Origin of the sequence: Acinetobacter sp. YH12108 (assembly GCF_013419055.1) — a bacterium.
In the GTDB taxonomy this organism is placed as follows: Bacteria; Pseudomonadota; Gammaproteobacteria; order Pseudomonadales; family Moraxellaceae; genus Acinetobacter.
Genome location: NZ_VPAW01000002.1, coordinates 1 through 18,698, shown reverse-complemented (window position 1 = coordinate 18,698; position 18,698 = coordinate 1). Strand labels below are relative to the sequence as shown.

General features: G+C 42.1%; 21 protein-coding genes and 1 rRNA gene. 16 read left to right on the top strand and 6 right to left on the bottom strand.

The features are described 5' to 3' along the window. Nucleotides 1–2: 2 nt before the first annotated feature. Entirely contained in the window at nucleotides 3–1,100 is a 1,098-nt protein-coding gene (locus FTU46_RS01575; RefSeq protein ID WP_034171075.1) for an alpha/beta fold hydrolase, read from the bottom strand. A gap of 142 nt (nucleotides 1,101–1,242) precedes the next feature. Between FTU46_RS01575 and FTU46_RS01570 the strand changes: the two genes are divergently transcribed. The 9 genes from FTU46_RS01570 to trpB all read left to right on the top strand — a co-directional run bounded on the left by FTU46_RS01570 (nucleotide 1,243) and on the right by trpB (nucleotide 8,958). Further along, a complete protein-coding gene (locus FTU46_RS01570) occupies nucleotides 1,243–2,430 on the top strand; it encodes an O-succinylhomoserine sulfhydrylase (RefSeq protein ID WP_180104207.1) in 1,188 nt (395 codons plus the stop codon). Between the two features lie 28 nt (nucleotides 2,431–2,458). After that, nucleotides 2,459–2,788: a YbaB/EbfC family nucleoid-associated protein gene (locus FTU46_RS01565; protein ID WP_125279140.1), complete on the top strand. Its 330-nt coding sequence runs from the start codon at nucleotides 2,459–2,461 to the stop codon at nucleotides 2,786–2,788. A 13-nt stretch (nucleotides 2,789–2,801) separates the two neighbouring features. Further along, on the top strand, nucleotides 2,802–3,398 hold the full coding sequence (gene recR / locus FTU46_RS01560; protein ID WP_125279141.1) for a recombination mediator RecR: 597 nt from the start codon (nucleotides 2,802–2,804) through the stop codon (nucleotides 3,396–3,398). 190 nt (nucleotides 3,399–3,588) lie between these two features. Beyond that, on the top strand, nucleotides 3,589–4,731 hold the full coding sequence (locus FTU46_RS01555) for an HRDC domain-containing protein (RefSeq protein WP_180104206.1): 1,143 nt from the start codon (nucleotides 3,589–3,591) through the stop codon (nucleotides 4,729–4,731). A 129-nt stretch (nucleotides 4,732–4,860) separates the two neighbouring features. Continuing rightward, nucleotides 4,861–5,166, top strand: a complete 306-nt coding sequence (locus FTU46_RS01550) for a YcgL domain-containing protein (RefSeq protein WP_004783715.1) — start codon at nucleotides 4,861–4,863, stop codon at nucleotides 5,164–5,166. 21 nt (nucleotides 5,167–5,187) lie between these two features. Beyond that, nucleotides 5,188–5,571 carry a hypothetical protein gene (locus FTU46_RS01545; RefSeq protein ID WP_180003755.1) on the top strand — a complete coding sequence of 128 codons (384 nt, stop codon included), beginning with the start codon at nucleotides 5,188–5,190 and terminating at the stop codon, nucleotides 5,569–5,571. A gap of 21 nt (nucleotides 5,572–5,592) precedes the next feature. Continuing rightward, nucleotides 5,593–6,444: a MoxR family ATPase gene (locus FTU46_RS01540; RefSeq protein ID WP_180104205.1), complete on the top strand. Its 852-nt coding sequence runs from the start codon at nucleotides 5,593–5,595 to the stop codon at nucleotides 6,442–6,444. Nucleotides 6,445–6,457: 13 nt separating this feature from the next. Then, nucleotides 6,458–7,645: a VWA domain-containing protein gene (locus tag FTU46_RS01535; protein ID WP_180104204.1), complete on the top strand. Its 1,188-nt coding sequence runs from the start codon at nucleotides 6,458–6,460 to the stop codon at nucleotides 7,643–7,645. 107 nt (nucleotides 7,646–7,752) lie between these two features. Next, nucleotides 7,753–8,958: a tryptophan synthase subunit beta gene (trpB, locus tag FTU46_RS01530; protein ID WP_180104203.1), complete on the top strand. Its 1,206-nt coding sequence runs from the start codon at nucleotides 7,753–7,755 to the stop codon at nucleotides 8,956–8,958. 140 nt (nucleotides 8,959–9,098) lie between these two features. Here trpB and FTU46_RS01525 read toward each other — a convergent pair whose 3' ends face one another. From FTU46_RS01525 to FTU46_RS01515, 3 genes are all read right to left on the bottom strand, one after another. Further along, nucleotides 9,099–9,530, bottom strand: a complete 432-nt coding sequence (locus FTU46_RS01525; RefSeq protein WP_125279146.1) for a CBS domain-containing protein — start codon at nucleotides 9,528–9,530, stop codon at nucleotides 9,099–9,101. Nucleotides 9,531–9,630: 100 nt separating this feature from the next. After that, a complete protein-coding gene (locus FTU46_RS01520; RefSeq protein WP_034171083.1) occupies nucleotides 9,631–10,005 on the bottom strand; it encodes a DUF2750 domain-containing protein in 375 nt (124 codons plus the stop codon). Between the two features lie 156 nt (nucleotides 10,006–10,161). After that, nucleotides 10,162–10,395: a hypothetical protein gene (locus FTU46_RS01515; RefSeq protein WP_180104281.1), complete on the bottom strand. Its 234-nt coding sequence runs from the start codon at nucleotides 10,393–10,395 to the stop codon at nucleotides 10,162–10,164. A 220-nt stretch (nucleotides 10,396–10,615) separates the two neighbouring features. On the opposite strand from FTU46_RS01515, the gene FTU46_RS01510 reads away from it, so the two are divergent. Both FTU46_RS01510 and FTU46_RS01505 read left to right on the top strand, forming a co-directional pair. Beyond that, nucleotides 10,616–10,978: a hypothetical protein gene (locus FTU46_RS01510; protein ID WP_081402667.1), complete on the top strand. Its 363-nt coding sequence runs from the start codon at nucleotides 10,616–10,618 to the stop codon at nucleotides 10,976–10,978. Between the two features lie 104 nt (nucleotides 10,979–11,082). After that, complete coding sequence (locus FTU46_RS01505) at nucleotides 11,083–11,406, top strand: hypothetical protein (RefSeq protein ID WP_125279147.1); 324 nt, start codon at nucleotides 11,083–11,085, stop codon at nucleotides 11,404–11,406. On the opposite strand, the gene FTU46_RS01500 is transcribed toward FTU46_RS01505, so the two are convergent. Then, nucleotides 11,330–12,907, bottom strand: coding sequence for a pitrilysin family protein (locus tag FTU46_RS01500; RefSeq protein ID WP_180104202.1), 1,578 nt, complete (start codon nucleotides 12,905–12,907; stop codon nucleotides 11,330–11,332). The genes FTU46_RS01505 and FTU46_RS01500 overlap by 77 nt on opposite strands. A gap of 11 nt (nucleotides 12,908–12,918) precedes the next feature. Next, a complete protein-coding gene (locus FTU46_RS01495) occupies nucleotides 12,919–14,259 on the bottom strand; it encodes a M16 family metallopeptidase (protein WP_373686576.1) in 1,341 nt (446 codons plus the stop codon). A gap of 232 nt (nucleotides 14,260–14,491) precedes the next feature. On the opposite strand from FTU46_RS01495, the gene ftsY reads away from it, so the two are divergent. From ftsY to FTU46_RS01470, 5 genes are all read left to right on the top strand, one after another. After that, on the top strand, nucleotides 14,492–15,595 hold the full coding sequence (gene ftsY / locus FTU46_RS01490; RefSeq protein ID WP_034171087.1) for a signal recognition particle-docking protein FtsY: 1,104 nt from the start codon (nucleotides 14,492–14,494) through the stop codon (nucleotides 15,593–15,595). 180 nt (nucleotides 15,596–15,775) lie between these two features. Then, nucleotides 15,776–16,465, top strand: a complete 690-nt coding sequence (locus tag FTU46_RS01485; RefSeq protein ID WP_180018752.1) for a nitroreductase family protein — start codon at nucleotides 15,776–15,778, stop codon at nucleotides 16,463–16,465. A 182-nt stretch (nucleotides 16,466–16,647) separates the two neighbouring features. Then, nucleotides 16,648–17,241 carry a nitroreductase family protein gene (locus FTU46_RS01480; RefSeq protein ID WP_166134838.1) on the top strand — a complete coding sequence of 198 codons (594 nt, stop codon included), beginning with the start codon at nucleotides 16,648–16,650 and terminating at the stop codon, nucleotides 17,239–17,241. Nucleotides 17,242–17,436: 195 nt separating this feature from the next. After that, complete coding sequence (locus FTU46_RS01475; protein ID WP_180104200.1) at nucleotides 17,437–18,102, top strand: DUF2057 domain-containing protein; 666 nt, start codon at nucleotides 17,437–17,439, stop codon at nucleotides 18,100–18,102. Nucleotides 18,103–18,580: 478 nt separating this feature from the next. Further along, nucleotides 18,581–18,698 (top strand): 16S ribosomal RNA (locus FTU46_RS01470); the annotation flags it as partial.

Genomic DNA, 18,698 nt, shown 5'->3' with positions numbered 1-18,698 from the left:
AATTAAGCATCTATCCGGGTTGAGCGTTGTGCCAGCCAGGTGGTCAGTTTCGGCCAGAATGTATTGGCTGTTTTCTGATTGGACATCAGTCCAAGATGACCACCCGGGATAAGAGTAAACGTCTTATCGGTACTACTTGTCAATTCCATCAAAGGTTTAGCTGACTGTTCCGTAACAATCTGATCGGTTTTCCCAGCCCCGACCAGTAAGGAACAGTTAATATTTTTCAGGTCAATCGTTCGGCCGTTTAAAGTCATTGAGCCATTTTTTAAAGGATTTTGCAGCCATAAGTGCAGCACCATGTCCTGATTGATTCCACCCGGATAATCAATCATCTTGTTCAAAAAATTGCCCATGGTGGCATGTTCATAGACATCTTCAACATTTTCCAGGTTCATCAAAAACTGCTTCTGGCTTTTAAACCAGCCAATCGGATCAAGGAGCTTAAATCCCAATGCATTGATGATGCCGGGCGAATGAATATATTCCTTAGGAATCAATCCTTGATGAATCGCCTGTTGCAGGGTTTTATTTTTGGAAATGAGCTTGTTGGTGGTGCTAAAAAGCTTGCCAACGCGACCGGATGCATAACTGTCAATCGGGCTACCCAGTACAATCAGGTTTTTAACATGTTCAGGGGAATGTAGCGCAGTATAAAGTGTGACAAAAATTCCAGCCATACTCCAGCCATGCAAGGAAATAAACTGACTGCCTGAATGCGAGCAGATTCGTTCAATAGCCTGAGGAATCGCGCCGTCGATAAAAGACAGGAAATTCAAGTGACGGTGTTTATAACGGAAACGTTTCCATTCCACTAAATAGACATCAAAACCGCTATGCTGAAAATGCTTGACTAGTGAACGGTAAGGATACAGATCATAAATATCCATATTAATCGCAAGAGGGGCAACAAAGACTAACGGCTCACGGTACTTTTTTTCAGGCGCTGCATAATAGCGAATTTTGCAGAACTCAGTCGCAGCAATATATTCAAAGGGCGTTTTTTGCGAAAGAATCAGGGAAGACGAGTTAAATAACCGTGCATTCAGGTGTTTTAATTTTTTCTTCTGGCGTTGAATATTTTGTTTTAACTGAATCATGTAAATAATTTATCCGTATACAAAGGAGAATTGGTCGAAGTCTAAGCAATAATTGCTTATTATGCCTTGACCTGAAATAGCTTAGACGCTCAAAATGTTGGCAATTTTTTACAAAAGGCAGCCTTTGGGCTGAAGTAAAGTGATGAGCCAGCAAGACGATTTTAACTATCAATTAGAAACTTTAGCCATCCGTACCGGTCACACCCGCAGCTTCGAGGGTGAGCATGGTGAACCGATTTTTCTAACATCGTCATTTGTTTATGAAAATGCGGCTGAAGCCGCAGCGAAATTTTCAGGCCAGGAGCCGGGTAATATTTACTCTCGCTTTACTAATCCAACTGTTGCCATGTTTGAAAAGCGTCTGGCTGCCTTAGAAGGCGCAGAACGCGCTGTTGCGACCAGCTCTGGTATGGCTGCGATTATGGCAGTAGCGATGGCTTACCTGAAAGCAGGCGATCATGTCATCTGTTCACGTGCCGTATTTGGTTCAACAGTTTCTTTATTCGAGAAATACGTGGCTAAATTTGGTGTCGCAGTTGAGTTTGTCGATCTGACGGATCTGGATGCATGGAAAAATGCCATCAAGCCAGAAACCAAATTACTCTTTGTTGAATCTCCGTCAAACCCATTGGCTGAAGTGGCAGATATTCAGGCTTTGGCAGATATTGCACATGCCAATGATGCATTGCTCGCGATTGACAACAGCTTCTGTACACCAGTGTTACAACAACCACTCAAATTTGGTGCAGACTTAGTCGTATATTCTGCGACTAAATATCTGGATGGCCAAGGCCGTGCACTCGGTGGCGCTGTAGTAGGTAACCACAAACTGCTTGAAGAAATCTTCGGTTATGTACGTACCACTGGTCCTTCTATGAGCCCGTTTAATGCCTGGGTATTCCTGAAAGGTCTAGAAACTTTACGTTTACGTATGCGTGAACATTCTGCCAATGCACAAAAACTGGCAGAATTCTTAAATGCACATCCGAAAGTAGAAAAAGTTTACTATGCAGGTTTGCCTGAGCATATCGGTCATGAACTGGCTGCAAAACAACAAACCGGTTTCGGTGGTATCGTATCTTTCGAAGTGAAAGGTAGCCGTGAAGGTGCCTGGAAAGTAATTGACAATACCCAGTTCATTTCAATCACCGGTAATCTGGGTGATGTGAAATCAACCATTACTCATCCGGCAACAACCACGCATGGTAAATTGTCTCCAGAAGCCAAAGCAGCAGCGGGTATTCGTGAAGGTTTAATTCGCGTTTCTGTTGGTTTGGAAGAGATTGATGATATTATTCGCGACATTACACGCGGTTTAGATCTAATCTAATTTTATAAATATATGTTCGGAGATCTTTATGAACATTAATATGTTGATGCAGCAAGCACAGCGCATGCAAAAAGAAGTCGAAAACAACATGAAAAAAGCCAAAGAAGAGCTTGCGCAAACTGAAGTGCATGCTGAGGCTGGTGGCGGTCTGGTGAAAGTTACCATGACTTGCCGCAATGTGGTGAAACGTATCGAAATCAATCCTGAACTGTTACAGGACGATCCAGATATGATCGAAGATCTAATTGCAGCAGCGATGAATGATGCAGCGCGTCAAGCAGAAGCGATCTCTGAAGAGAAAATGAAATCTGCAAACTCAGGTATGGGCTTACCACCTGGTCTGGCTGGTTTATTCTAAGGAAGTATGCGCAATGTTTAGTGATCGTTTTGATCAACTGGTTCAAGCATTACGCATTTTGCCAAGCGTTGGGCCGAAATCGGCCCAGCGTATGGCTTTGCATTTAATCATGAAAAATCGTGAAGGGGCGATCGGTCTGGCACATGCCTTAACTGAAGCAACCGATCACATTCATGAATGCTCGATCTGCCATTCATTGACGGAAGATGAAGTCTGTAATATCTGTACCTCACTTGAGCGTGATGATGAACTGCTTTGTGTAGTGGAGTCACCCGCAGATGTTATGGCGATTGAGCAAAGCGGCAGTTTTCGCGGAAAATATCATGTTTTAGGCGGTCATCTGTCACCTCTAGATGGAATCGGGCCTGAAGAAATCGGTATTCCGTATTTACTGCAACGCTTAAGTCAGGGGCAGATCAAGGAAGTGATTCTGGCCACCAATGCGACTGTCGAAGGACAAGCAACCGCACATTATCTGGTTGAAGCCAGTAAACATTTACCGGTGCAAATGACGCGTATCGCTCAAGGGGTGCCTCAAGGTGGAGAATTGGAGTATGTAGATAGCCATACTCTGAGTCAGGCAGTACATAACCGGATGCGAATTAAGTGAAATATTAATTATATTCTCTTAATATATAATATAAAAAATATATTAGTAAAAATATAAAATTTTTACTAGATAAGCTATATTCGAAAAATATGGAACAAAAAGTTTGATTTGGTTGTCACATTTTTATATAAAAATTCTATATATCGGGTAATATAGCTTCATCGAGCATCTAATTTTAGACTCAGTCTTTATGTTTCAATTTATTCAACATCAGCACGACTTAAATCATGTCCTGAACCTTATGGATCAAAATCCGGTCTATGGCTTGGATACAGAATTCATTAAGGTAGACACCTTGTGGCCAAAACTTGGTGTTTTTCAAATCAATGTCAATAACAAGGTCTACCTGCTGGATGGAACAACACTGGATCTGAGTGAATTTCTGAAAAAGATTTTTAATGCTCAACAGAATATTTTCCATGCCTGTAGTGAAGATATTGACCTGATTTATCATTACACCCAGAAAAAAGCCCTGAGCAATGTCTTTGATACACAGGTCGGCATGTCATTCCTCGGACATGGTTTGCAGGTCAGCTATCAGAATGCCTTGAAACAGATGCTGGATGTCGATATTGAAAAAGATCAGACCCGCTCTAACTGGCTGGCACGACCTTTAAGTTCTGAACAGTTACTGTATGCAGCCAATGATGTGCATTATCTGGTGCAGTTGTCGGATAAAGTCAAACAAGATCTGGAAAGCAAATATCTGCTCGATTTCGCTCTTGAAGATTGCCGTTTTTTGACCCATGAAATTGGTGAAGAAACACCGACTGCCTTACTTTATCAGGATGTCGGTAATTATCGTCATTCACGCCGTCAATTAATGCAGTTGCAACAACTGGCTGTATGGCGTGAGCAGATTGCCAAGGCGTTGAATCAGCCGCGTAGTTTTATTCTGAAAAACTCGACCATGATTGATCTGGTAGAGAAATTCCCGCGCAATAATTTCCAGCTCAGTCAGATGAAAGACATCCGGGCGAATATTGTCCGTGAACATGGCAAGACCATTTTGGATCTGTTGAAATTCCTGCCTGACCAAGCCGACTGGCCATTACGTCTGGCACGCCCAATCCGCCATTCATCCAGAGAGATTGGCGAGAAGGTCGAAACAATGATCCAGAATATATCCAATCAAATCTCTGTACCTAAAGAAGTGCTGATGCGCAAGAAATGGCTGAATGCCTTATATCAGCATGTGGTATGTCATAAGGATGAACAGGATCTGCCAAACTACTTGCTCGGCTGGCGCTATGAGTTATTAACTCTGCCGCTAATTAAGGTATTGCATCAGGATGAGTCTTATCTGTCGACCCAGATGAAAGTGGTTGAGTGATTTTTACTGGATTGATTAAAGATAAAGCAATTATACAAAATCACGACTGATGCATTGGAGGCGGCTAATGTTTCTGTCGTTTTTTTGATGTATCCTTGCGATTGTTTTTTCAGAAAAGTCGTTTGAAACATGCAAGTGTCTATCTACAAATCTAGCAAAAAAGATGAAATGTATCTTTATGTGGCGCGTCCTGCAGATGAGAACGAAGCCGAAACATTTGAACCACTAGAGGTATTGGCTGAACCGGTACGTGTTGCTTTTGGTCGTGCGACTTTTGTCATGCATCTTGAATTGAGTGAATCGCGTAAACTGGCACGTGCCAATGTTTTACATGTGATGGATTCAATTTCTACTCGTGGTTTCTTCCTGCAAATGCCACCAGAAGGTTTGATTAACCCGAATGCGCCAGCGCCAGAAGGTCTTCGTGGGGCTTAAGCTCAGTTCAGGAGTTGTGAAATGAATGGTTTTGTAGCTGTATTGGACTCAATTCCTGACCAGAGTATTGCGTTTGCAGTGTATCTGCTGGGCAGTCTGATTGCGTTAGCCTGCTGGTATGGCGTGACCAAGCGCATGCCAAAGGCAATGGGCGGTTTTTTATGGTTGTTAGCCTTTGCCGTGCTATTAACCCCAACCGTTTCTGAAGGCAGTAATGCTTCAGTTGCACCTGCTATTTTCGGGCTGCTGTTTGGTATTCTGACCAAGGAATATGAACTCGTTTGGATTAATGCGTCACTTATTTTATTTGTCATTGGTATCGGGTCTGTGATTGGCTATTGCTGGTCGACCTATGCATCCAGTAAAACGGGTCTTGGGTCAAACAAGAAAAGTTCACCGCTGTAAATAAAAAAATAAGGTTCAATCATGTCTGCTGATATTCAACAATTCTCAGGTACGGATCAGTACATTGCCACTGACAGTTTAAAACTGGCTGTGAAAGCTGCGCGTAGTTTGCAAAAACCCTTGCTAGTTAAAGGTGAGCCGGGTACAGGTAAAACCCTGTTGGCTGAACAAGTGGCACAAAGCCTCGGACTGAAGCTGATTACCTGGCATATCAAATCAACGACCAAGGCACAGCAGGGCCTGTATGAATATGATGCAGTATCACGCTTGCGTGATAGTCAGTTAGGTGATGATCGCGTTTATGACATCAAGAACTACATCAAGCCGGGTAAACTCTGGGAAGCGTTTACCAGTGAAGAACGCTGTGTATTGCTGATTGATGAGATTGATAAAGCAGACATCGAGTTCCCAAATGACTTGTTGCATGAACTCGACAAGATGTCTTTCTTTGTTTATGAAACGGGTGAAACCATTACTGCGACCCAGCGTCCGATTGTCATCATCACTTCAAATAACGATAAAGAACTTCCAGATGCCTTTTTGCGCCGTTGTTTCTTCCACTATATCGAGTTTCCGGATGAAGCGACCATGCGTGAAATTATCGATGTGCATTTTGAGAATATTTCAGCAACGCTGGTGAATGAAGCTCTGCAAGTCTTCTTCAAGTTACGTCAGATTCCAGGCTTGAAAAAACCACCTTCAACTTCAGAACTGATCGACTGGCTAAGCCTACTCATGGCAGATGATATGCCGGAAGACATTTTAAGAAATACCGACAAGTCCAAAGCGATTCCGCCTTTGTACGGCGCGCTGATCAAAAATGAGCAGGATGTACAACTGCTTGAACGTCTAGCCTTTATGTCGCGTCGCTAAGGGAGAAACACGCATGTTTGTGCGATTGTTTTATACCCTCAGAAAATATGGCGTACCAGTTTCCACCCGTGAGCTGATTGATCTGAATCAAGCGGTGGCGGCAGGCGTGGTTTTTGCTGATCAGGGCGAGTTCTATCAGCTTGCTAAAACTGTGATGGTCAAAGATGAGCGCTACTTCGACAAGTTCGATCGCGCCATGAAAGATTACTTTGATGGTATCGCGACTTTTGATCTGGATGAACTGCTGAATCAGGTGCTTAAACTACCCAAAGACTGGTTTGATCTGGAACTTCTGGAAAAGCACTTAACCCCTGAACAGCGTGAAGAACTGAAAAAAGCCGGATCGCTGGAAGAACTGATGAAAATGCTGGAAGAACGCTTGCGCGAACAGCATAAAAAACATCAGGGCGGGAATAAGATGATTGGTACTGGTGGCACATCGCCATTTGGTGCCTATGGTGATCATCCTGAAGGTGTGCGCATTGGCGGGCCGGGGCGTAAACGTTCCGCCGTCAAAGTCTGGGAACAGCGTCAATACCGTAATCTGGATGATGATCAGATTCTTGGTAGTCGTCAGATGCAGATGGCACTGCGCCGTTTGCGTAAGTTCGCTCGTCAGGGTGCGGCTGAAGAACTGGACATTGATAGTACTATTCGTGAAACCGCCAAACAGGGGATTCTGGATGTGCAATTGGTGCCGGAGCGTCGTAACCGTATTAAAGTACTAATGCTGTTTGATATCGGTGGATCAATGGATGCGCATATCGCTCAGTGTGAAAAACTGTTTAGCGCCGCTAAGACCGAATTTAAGACTCTGGAATATTTCTATTTCCATAATTGTCTATACGACTATGTCTGGAAAGATAATGTCCGTCGTTCCAGCTCGCGCATGAATACCTGGGATCTGTTCAATACCTATGGACGGGATTACCGGGTGATTGTAGTGGGTGATGCCAGCATGGCACCCTATGAGTTGAACTCCGTCGGTGGTTCGGTCGAATATATGAATGATGAGGCAGGACAGGTCTGGTTACAGCGTCTGCGTCAGCATTTTGATAAAACCGCTTGGCTCAATCCTGAAGAAGAAAAATACTGGCATTACACGCATACTATTGGCCTGATTAAGCAAATCTTTGAAGATCATATGTTTCCAATGACCTTAAAAGGTATTGAGGATATGACCAAATATCTGGCGCGTTGATTCCATTTATCTATAAGTGACTTTATCTATAGTTATTAGTGCTTTAAAACGAATTATTCTAGTATAAAGTCACTTGTTATACCTTATTCCAATATTCAGGAATTATTATGGCTCATCAAATTAATGGTATTGCGTTGCCCAATGAAGAGGGTTTCTTTGGTCAATATGGCGGTCAGTTCATTCCACCGGATCTAAAACAGGCCATGGATGACATCAATGTTGCCTATCAGGAAATCCGTCAAACTGAAGAATTTCAAAATGAATTAAAAGACCTGTTTGCTAACTATGTCGGCCGTCCTAGCCCTTTGTTTCATGCTAAACGCCTTTCTGACCAGTTAGGTGGAGCACAGATCTATTTAAAACGTGAAGACCTGAATCATACCGGTGCACATAAAATCAATCACTGCCTGGGTGAAGCACTGCTGGCGAAATATATGGGTAAAACCAAAGTCATTGCAGAAACCGGTGCAGGTCAGCATGGTGTAGCATTGGCTACTGCATGTGCTTTGGTGGGTATTCCATGTGAAATTCATATGGGCCAGGTGGATATCGAAAAAGAACATCCAAACGTCGTAAAGATGAAAATCTTGGGTGCTAAGCTGATTTCTGTGACGCGTGGTACTGCGACCCTTAAAGATGCAGTCGACAGTGCTTTTGAAGAATACTTGAAAGATCCGAAAAACTATATCTATGCGATTGGTTCGGTGGTAGGACCGCATCCATTCCCAATGATGGTGCGTGATTTCCAGTCCATTATTGGCGATGAAATCAAGGTTCAAACCAATGAACGCTTCGGTGCAAACCCAGACTTTGTGGTGGCATGTGTGGGTGGTGGTTCAAATGCCATGGGGGCATTCACGGCATTCCTGAATGATCCAGACGTGAAACTGGTGGGGGTAGAGCCTGCAGGTCATGGCTTAAATACTGATAAGCATTCCGCAACGCTGACTTTGGGTAAACCAAGCCAGTTGCATGGTATGGCCTGTTATGTACTCGAAGATGAGCAGGGTGAGCCTTTACCTGTGCATTCGATTGCTTCTGGGCTGGATTATCCAGGCGTAGGGCCACAGCACAGCCTGCTGAAAGATCTAGGTCGTGTGGAATACACTACAGCAACAGATCAGGAGTGTCTGGATGCCTTTATGACCCTGTCACGCGTTGAGGGAATTGTGCCAGCATTAGAAAGTTCACATGCAGTGGCTTGGGCAATTCGTGAAGCGGGTAAACTGCCTAAAGAGACTAAGATTGTAGTGAATCTTTCAGGTCGTGGTGATAAAGACTCTGACTATGTCGCAGAGAAACTCGGTCTTTAATTTGATCTAATAATCAAAAAATCCCAGTCTTAAGGCTGGGATTTTTTATATCTAATCTGGTTTTGATATGGCATTGTCATTTGTTTGTAATGACATTTTGAGTTTGAGTCTTAATTTACGTATTCAACTAAGAAAGAATTTTAGCCTGAAATATATTGTTGTAACTGATCAATCAGCTTACGTTGATCTTCCATTGCAGCTTTGACCAAGTCACCAATCGAAATCAGGCCAATCAGTTTGTCATTTTCAACTACAGGTAAGTGGCGTAAATGGCGGTCAGTCATTAATGCTAAGCAGTCTTCAACAGAAGTTGCAGAAGTCACGGTTATGACTTTAGGTGTCATAATTTCATTGACCGTGGTATCAAAAGAGGTTCTTTGCATCAATGCGATTTTACGGGTGTAATCACGCTCTGACAAAATGCCGACCACACTATCTTCGTGGGTAACGACCAGCGCCCCGATTCCTTTTTCTGCCATCAGGCTAATTGCTTCTAAAACTGTAGAGTCTGGACGGATGGTATAAACTGCCTGATGTACTTTATCACCGAGCACTTGTGCTACGTTGGTCATTCTATTGAGTCCTTTTTATCTAATTATTATTAGTCCTAGAGTATGTATCCAGCTGAACATCTCTAGGTGTCTATTTTATGTCTTTATAAATAACATGTTTTTAGGCAAAGTGCAGTCTTTGTTGTGAAAAAAACAGGTGACGCATCTGTGGAATGGATAACTTTAGTTTAGTGCCATTGCCGCTACATAAAGTAGGTGTCACGGCTAGTCGGGACAGTGTAGGTAACAAGTTGTTTTCGAAATCTTCCGGGTTGATTCTACGGGGTACATAACCTGGCCAATGTTCCTTGGCATAATTTTTGGCATCCAGAGAATTAAGCCAGAATGGAAAAATATAATCTTCCTGATCACGCATCATCGCCCAACCCTGATGATAGACGCCCCACAAAACGCCGCAATACATCATAGATTTGAGGATGGTCAGCCTCAAAAGAAAGTTTTTACAAATCGGGTCGTATTGAATAATTTTTCGCATTGTCGTTAAAATAAAGTGCTATTAGAGTTCAGCTCTATTCTAGAAAGTTCAAGTGAAATTACTGTTTCAGCTTTGCAAGCAATCGTAATAAATTATGTCTTAATTGCAGTATTTCGAAAAAATGGCATAAAAAAACGTCACCGAGGTGACGTTTCTTCAGGCTTGCATGGTGGCCATGCTCTGCCAGTATTGTGCTTTGAGTGAATCTCGTTCTACACGAAAACCCTGATAATACAGTTCAGCTAAAAAGAGAGCTGCTTTACCGTGACCGGCGCGCGCAGCATCTTCTAATTGTTTTACTGCATCGACAAAGTTCATTTGCGATTGAATGGTATTCACTGCATCTGCATACAGATGTTCCAAATCATGTTGAGAGATATTCTGCATAATATAAAAACTCCTTAATTTTAATTATGATTTCGGATAGACTTTTAAGTCTAAATACAAATATAACTTAGTATTATTAAACTAATATTACAGAATAATGGAAAAGTCAACTATATCAGCTTTCCTGTTTACTTAATTTATAGTTTGTACGATCAAACTATACACACTTGGAAGTTTGGTTGGTATAGATTTTAACAATAGAACAAAAGAAAAGGAGAACAACATGATGCAAAGAACTCTTGAAGGGCTCAGTTTTGATATGCCCCCAACAGCCAGTCAGATTACAGAATTGGCGCATGTACACCGTAAAAAACTGGATGAGGCAATTTATGACAAATATACCCATCTAGGTGATTACAGTCTGGCTCAACGTAAAGAAGTTTATGATTTTACCCGCGCTCTGGACGAAACCCAGCGTGCAGAGTTTTATAGTCACTATAATGATGAATTGGTCCGAATTGCAGATGAAGATCGACTGCATCCACCTGAAGCAGAAGCCGGCTTAAGCAAGTTTGCAATTTTACTGGTCTTAGGTCTGGTGGCAATGGTCATTGCCTGGAGTGTGTACGAATTGTTGAAATCCTAATCGATTTATATTCATATCGAGATGTGTATTTATACTGGTCATTCAATCTTTGACTTGAACTTCATGGGGCCCAGCCATACACTAGCTGCAACTTGAGGTAGTGTATGGCTATAGATAGCAAAAAATTAAGCGATTTTCTGAATAAAATTAAGCTTGAACAAATTTATAATGCGGTTGTTATTTTTATTGTGGCATTAATTTTATGTCTGGCTACATTTGCCATTTATCGTCCACTGACGACTTCTCAATTTAATTTACTTCAGCAACTTGCAGAACAGCAGAGCTTACCCCAAACACAGGATATGGCTCAGACTTTGCTGCAACAGCAACGCATCCATCGCGGTCAATATCTTAAATTGATGCAGGCGTATCAACAGGAATCTCTACGGGCTCGTCAGCTTCCGCCGGTTTCTGTGGATATGCCTTAGGTATTGGAATCGTATTCGGTAGTGGTGTAGAAGGATCTAACAGGTTCTGTTCCAATCGTAGTTTTAATGCTTCTTTATCTAGTTCTTGGCTTACCACGACCAGTGTCAAGCGTTCTGGATGCAGATGTTTGCGCACGGCATTTTGCACATCTGCAGCGGTAATTTTGGCTAGACGTTCTGGATAGCGTGACAGATAGTCGGCTTGCTCTGCATAAAAGCCCATTGTGCCTAACTGGGCATTGATTGTGGCATTGCTGCTGTAATTATTCGGAAATGCTCTTAACATCCCGGCCTTGGTTTCTTCCAGTCGCTTAGTATCAATCGGCTGATTTACAAAGTTGATAAAAGCCTGATGTGCGACCTGAATGCTATCCAGTAATTGATCTTGTCTAGTCGAATAACGGAAGCTAAATATACCGGGTGCTTGACTAAAGCTGAATGTGCTATAAGCACCATAGGTATAGCCGCGTTTTACCCTTAATTCCTGCATTAATACTGCATTAAATCCGCTACCACCAAACATGCGATTAGCCACTTCTAGAGCAAGCCGATCTTCAGTAAAACGGTTTGGTCCTAAGTGGCCGAAGGTCACATGCGCTTGGGATGAGTTATAAGGCAAATGCACGATATCAAAACCCGATTTTTCTTCAGGTTCAGCTAATGCAACAGCTTTCTGTCCTTGAGGCAAATTGCCTGCAATTCGTTCAGAAAGTTCCAGTGCCTGTTTAGGACTGAGTTTGCCGGTAATGGCAATATTCATGTTTTGTGCCACCAGAAACTGGTCGCGGAATTTTTTCAGTAAATCAGCCGTAATTTTTTTGGTACTGCCAATGGTGCCGGTAATGGGTTCGGCATAAGGATGCTGACCATACAATGCTCGATAAAACCGGATATCCATCAGCTTACTTGGATTTTCCTGAAGCTGTTTTTGTCCTACTTGAGTATTGCTGAGTGCTAGCTGAATGCTGGAAGGCTTGAATGTGGCATTTTTGAGAACTTCCATCATCATGGCCAAAGCAGGTTCCATTTTCTTGGGATCTGACAAAGTTCGCAAGCGAACGACAAACATATCGCGATAAGCCTGTACGCTAAATTGTGCGCCCGTGGCATCGAAGACGGAAGCCACCTGTGCAGCCGTATATTTATCTGTTCCTTCACGCATCAGTTTGGCTGCTGTGCTGGATAAACCAAATAGACCTTTAGCAATTTCCTGATCTCGTGCTGATCCGGCATTAAAGGTCAGTTGAATATCGACCATAGGTAAATCACGGGTTTCAACAAATAAGGTACGAACTTTGTAGCGATTGTTCAAGTCATGAATAAAAGGTGCTTGGAATGCCTGCTTTTGATTAATATTTTTTAAACTTTGCAGGAGAGGGATCGCTTGTAGCTGACTGGGATTATCATTCAGATCAGGTTGGGTATCTAAATAATTTTCTGCCCAAAGGCTTGAACTGAGGCTTAAGCTGGTTAAAAGGATAAGAGAGCGAACTTTAGACATTGTAATAACCATTATTGAGCTTTCTGTTCAGGCAAAAGGTAGAGCGTACTTAAATTTTCACGGACAAAATAGGCATTAGCAACCCGCTGAATATCCTCTGCACGGACACTGTCATAATGCTGAGGCAGTTCATCCATCAGGCGGTAACTCAATCCGTTTACTTCAAGGTTTCCAATCATTTTGGCCTGTCCGCTCAGACTGTCCTGACTATAAATCAGATTTGAAATAAAGCGTGTGCTGATCCGTGCCAGTTCATACTCAGAAATAGCTTCAGTTTTTAATAAATCAATTTCTTTCTGGATGGCCGTTTGTGCTTCTGCCAGGTTAACGCCTGGAGCCGGAAGTGCGGAAATACCAAACAGGCTATCTCCACGGTTATAAGGATCATAGGATACACTCACAGAAGTAAGCACTTTGCGGTCGCGAACCAGACGATCCTGCAACCGAGAAGAAATCCCACTATCCAGCAGGCTGCGAATAATGGTTAGAGCATAGGCATCTTGAGGATTCTTGGCGGTAGCTAGAGATTTCACATTCCAGGTCATATACAGATTAGGCACCTGAACATTGCTCTCAATTTCCATATGACGATAGCCTAAGCGCTCAAACTCGAGTACATCATTACGTGAGGGTGTGGGACGCGCCGGAATATCACCGAAATATTTCTGTACCTGAACCAGAGCTTCTTGCACATCTAAATCACCGACAATCACCAGAATGGCATTATTCGGGCTATACCAGTCTCGATACCATTTTTTAACATCACTCAGCTGAATATTATTAAGCGTTTTCATGTGACCAATCACGGGCTGACGATAGTGACTGGTGGGATAACTGATCCATCTAAAGCGTTCAAATGCCTGGGCACGCGGATTATCATCAGTACGCTGACGCCGTTCTTCCATTACCACTTTAATTTCCGGATCAAAATCTTGCTGGCGTAACAACAGGTTGTTCATACGGTCAGATTCAAGTTCTAGCGCCATCGGAAAATAGGCTTTGGGATAGAGCTGATAATAGTTCGTGTAATTGGTAAAGGTTGCGGCATTAATACTGCCGCCATAAATCCGGCTTAACCGGGTAAATTCATCATTGGGAACCTTGCTTGTGCCTTTAAACATCATATGTTCCAAAGCATGAGATACACCGAGAATATTGCCGGACTCATCACTACTGCCGACTTTATACCAGATCTGTGTCATCACCATCGGGGAGCGATGATCTTCCCGGATAATGACTTTTAAGCCATTACCTAAATAGGTTTCGATGGTAGTGCGGGATAATTCACTCTGGGTTGCGGCATGTACGGGGTTAAAACCGAAACTCAGGAGGAGTACAGCGGCTGGAGAAATCCGTTGTTTAATGATTCTGGATAAGGAGGAGATAGCAAAAAAAGATAGGGACACAAAGTCTTCCAATGAATAGATATTTGTATTTAGGATTATTTTTCAGAAATCTTGTATTGAAAGCAACCAAACACTGTTATTTTTTGGTTGTTTATTCATGGATTGGATTGCCCGCTCAAAACACTGCAAGTTATGCTAGAATTCAATTTTTTAACGCAATGCTTTTCAAGGATTCGGCATGCAACAGCAATCTAATGGGCAAAACAAATTTTTGATTGATGCTGATATCGGAGATGATGATGTCACGTTACCGAGTTTACCTGCGGTTAATGTGCCAATTGTAGAAACACCAAGCGCAACTGCTGAGGTTTCTGCACCTGTAGCGACAGAAGCTCAGGAAGAAGAACCTGCTACAAAAGGCGGTTTCTTTAGCCGTATGAAAGAGGGTTTAACCAAAACCCGTAAAAATCTTGCCGATGGGATGGTCAATATCCTGATTGGTGGCAAAGAAATTGACGATGAATTATTAGAAGAAGTTGAAGAACAGCTTTTGGTTGCAGATATCGGTGTTGATGCGACTAAAACGATTATTGCCAATTTGACTGAACGTACTGCACGCGGTGACCTGATTTATTCTCACTCGCTGTATAAAGCGCTTCAGGAAGAACTGGTCGCTCTGCTGGCTCCGCGTGTAAAACCGCTGCATATCGATCCAAACAAAAATCCATATGTAATTCTGGTCGTGGGTGTAAATGGTGTAGGTAAAACCACGACCATTGGCAAGCTCGCAAAACGTCTGCAAGGCGAAGGTAAAAAAGTCATGCTGGCTGCGGGTGATACTTTCCGTGCTGCTGCAACTGAGCAGTTACAGATCTGGGGTGAACGCAACAATATCGCCGTCGTAGCCCAAGGTCATGGTGCTGACTCTGCTTCTGTCATTTTTGATGCTTTCGAAAGTGCACGTGCCAAAGGTGTGGATGTTTTAATTGCAGATACTGCAGGCCGTTTGCATAACAAAGGTCACCTGATGCAGGAATTGACCAAGGTTAAACGTGTCATGCAGAAGATTGATGCGACTGCGCCACATGAAGTGATGCTGGTGGTGGATGCCGGTACAGGACAGAATGCCATTAATCAAGTTGAAATGTTTGATGAAGCAGTAGGTTTAACGGGTTTAACCATTACCAAGCTGGATGGTACTGCAAAAGGTGGTGTGCTGTTTAATATTGCCAGCCGTACCCATGTACCGATTCGCTTTATCGGTGTAGGTGAGAAAATTGATGACTTGCGTCCATTCTCGGCAAAATCATTCGTTGCTGCATTGTTTGAAACTGAAAAATAATTAATGCGACTTGCGTCACATAAACTCCGCTAAATGCGGAGTTTTTTGTTTTTAAGGAGTTTGAATGCTCTAAAAAGCAGCATAAAAAAATAGCAAATCCTGCCTGCCTGAATAAACCCATTATAATTGTATGGGATTTTCCTGGTGATTGAAGTTCAGGCTATATGTAGAGGGTAGAAAATGGCATTACTCAATAAAATTGGGCAGGTATTAACAACTGACCTGACTAAGGATTTTAAATTTCCTAAAAAAAGTAAAGCAGTTGAAAATTTAGAATTCACTTTTGTTGAGAAATTAAAAAAGTGCCGTGGGACCTATCAGCTAGGTAAGCGTGTGCATTACAGTCAGGCTTATCTGACCGAGCTGATTCAGGAAGCTGTGCATAGTTGTCCTTCAGCCTATAATTCACAAAGTGCACGCATTATCGTGCTATTTGCCGATTCACATCATCAATTCTGGAATATTGTGAAAGACATTCAACGCCAGCATGTGCCGGCATCGGTCTATGAAGGGATTAGAATCAAGCTGGATCAATGTGCAAATGCCTATGGCACGATTTTATTCTATGAAGATCAGCGCGCCATTCAGCAATTACAGAAAAAGATTCCATTTAGTGCCGATGATTTTCCACTGTGGTCAGAGCAGACTTCTGGCATGGTACAGTTTGCTGCGTGGACTGCGCTGGCAGATGCTGGTCTAGGTACTTCTTTGCAACATTATAATGCGCAGATCAATCACCCTGTAGCTGAGCATTTTAAGATTGATGAAAACTGGTTGCTACGTGCTCAGCTCTGTTTCGGTTCAATTGAAGAAGCAATAGAAGATAAAATTGAGTCTGTAAACCCAGACAGCTTCCAGGTATTTAGCTAAGACCTGTGATTCTTGAAATTAGTATGTGCTAAGGTGACTGATACAAAGGATCAACCTTAACATCTCTGAGAATGTTCTATAAATAAAACACATTGTTATCGAAATAAGACTGTTTTAGGCAGTGAAAATGCTTAGGATGATCTTATCGGTTTTAAATAATCAGAATAGAACGAGGTGAGATCATGGCATTCCTAGATCATATTAAAAAACGCCGTAGTATTTATGCCATTGGGAAAAATGTCAGCCTGGATCAGGCAGAAATTGAGAACATCATTAAAGAGGCGGTGAAACATAGTCCATCATCTTTTAACTCGCAATCTTCACGCGTGGTGATTTTGTTTGGTCAATCACATGATACTTTCTGGCATATTGTGCGTGAAACTTTACGCGACCTGGTGTCAGCAGATGCTTTTGAGGCTACCAATAGCAAAATAGATGGTTTTGCGGCAGGTTATGGAACTGCACTGTTTTATGAAGACCAGAATGTCATTAAAGGAATGCAAGAAAAATTTGCGCTGTATGCAGATAATTTCCCGATCTGGTCAGAGCATGCTAGCGGTATTGCGCAGTTTGCAACCTGGACAGCTTTGGCTGAACATAATATTGGCGCATCACTACAGCACTACAATCCGATCATTGATGAAGAAGTAGCGCAAACTTTTAGTATTCCATCAAACTGGAAGCTTCGTGCTCAATTGGTATTTGGTTCAATCGAAGCGCCTCCGGGTGAAAAAACCTTTATGGATGATGCAGAACGATTTAAGACCTTTGCATAATCGATTTAGAGATGAGAAAGAAGTACTGTTAAGTACTTCTTTTTTTATGTGTGATATAGCAGAAATCAGAAGATAGATAGTCTGATAAATGCTGAGTAAAGTACTGTAGAGACAAAGCATTTGTCATAGAATTGTCATTTATACACGGCATAGTGCAATGAAAATTTTATATATTAACCAGAATGAGTGAGTGACATGGATTTACGTATCACAGCAGCTGTAGTTGCATTATTGAGCAGCACATCAGCTTTTTCAGCCGTGACATTAACCGTACCTGAAGAAATCAAGATAATCGCAGTGAATGATCAGGAAGTACGTTCAGGTCTATTACGCTCAGATCAAACTTATAAACTGGATGCTGGTACGAATGCGATTAGTGTTCGCTATACTGAATTTTTCCAGCACAATGACAATTCTCATGACATTTTAAAATCTGGCGTAGTAACTGTAAAAACTCCAGAACTTAAAGATGGTGAAGCTTATAAATTGGCTTTAATTAACGCGCCTAAAAATTTTGATGAAGCGAAAAAATATAAAGATCAGTCAATTATTGGTTTATATGATGCAAAAAATCAGCTTCTGGTTCAGCAGGCGGGAGCAAAAGATGCAGCGAAACCATTACTAGGGCAAAGCGTTTTAGGAAAATCTGTGGATTTGACAACGAATAAAGTAATAACTCCAACAAATCAGCCGGCAGCGGTCTACACTCAAACTGCAAGTACACCAAATGTTGCTACTGCAAACGTTCGGGAAAATGTATCAGTTGGTCAGCTTGATCAGCAATTAATTCAGTTGTGGAAACAGGCATCTAAAGCTGAACGACAAAAATTTATGAATTGGCTTGGCGAGCAGGCAAATTAAAATTTATTGTTCAATATTAAAAGGGATCGTATGCAACGATCCCTTTTAATAAAAACTAAACCAGTCGAAATTCACATTTGCTTAAACTTTTAGGCTGAAAATGACTGGAAAAAAGCATTAAAACTGCTAAAAATAGCAATTCAGATTAAAAAATAAACGTACAATGCGCTTTTTTGAATATTTTTAAGAAAAGCTCTTGCACTGGTTCTGAAACTGTATAGAATACGCAGCACACCAACGCAATGCATGAAACGAAACGTTAAGTGATTGGGTTGGAACTTAAAACTGACGAGGTTTTAAGTGAGATCATTAAGAGATTATGAAGAACAACTTGTGTGGATTTTTACTGGTTGATTGATCGAAATTATTTTCATTGATTGATTGGTTTGAATTACTCGAAGTTTATTTGAGCGAAATTTAAGTCAGAAAATTGATGAGCCAAGTTTAAGAACTTTACTTATAAAGTTCGAAATGATTTTAACTGAAGAGTTTGATCATGGCTCAGATTGAACGCTGGCGGCAGGCTTAACACATGCAAGTCGAGCGGGGATAGGGTGCTTGCACCTGATTCCTAGCGGCGGACGGGTGAGTAATGC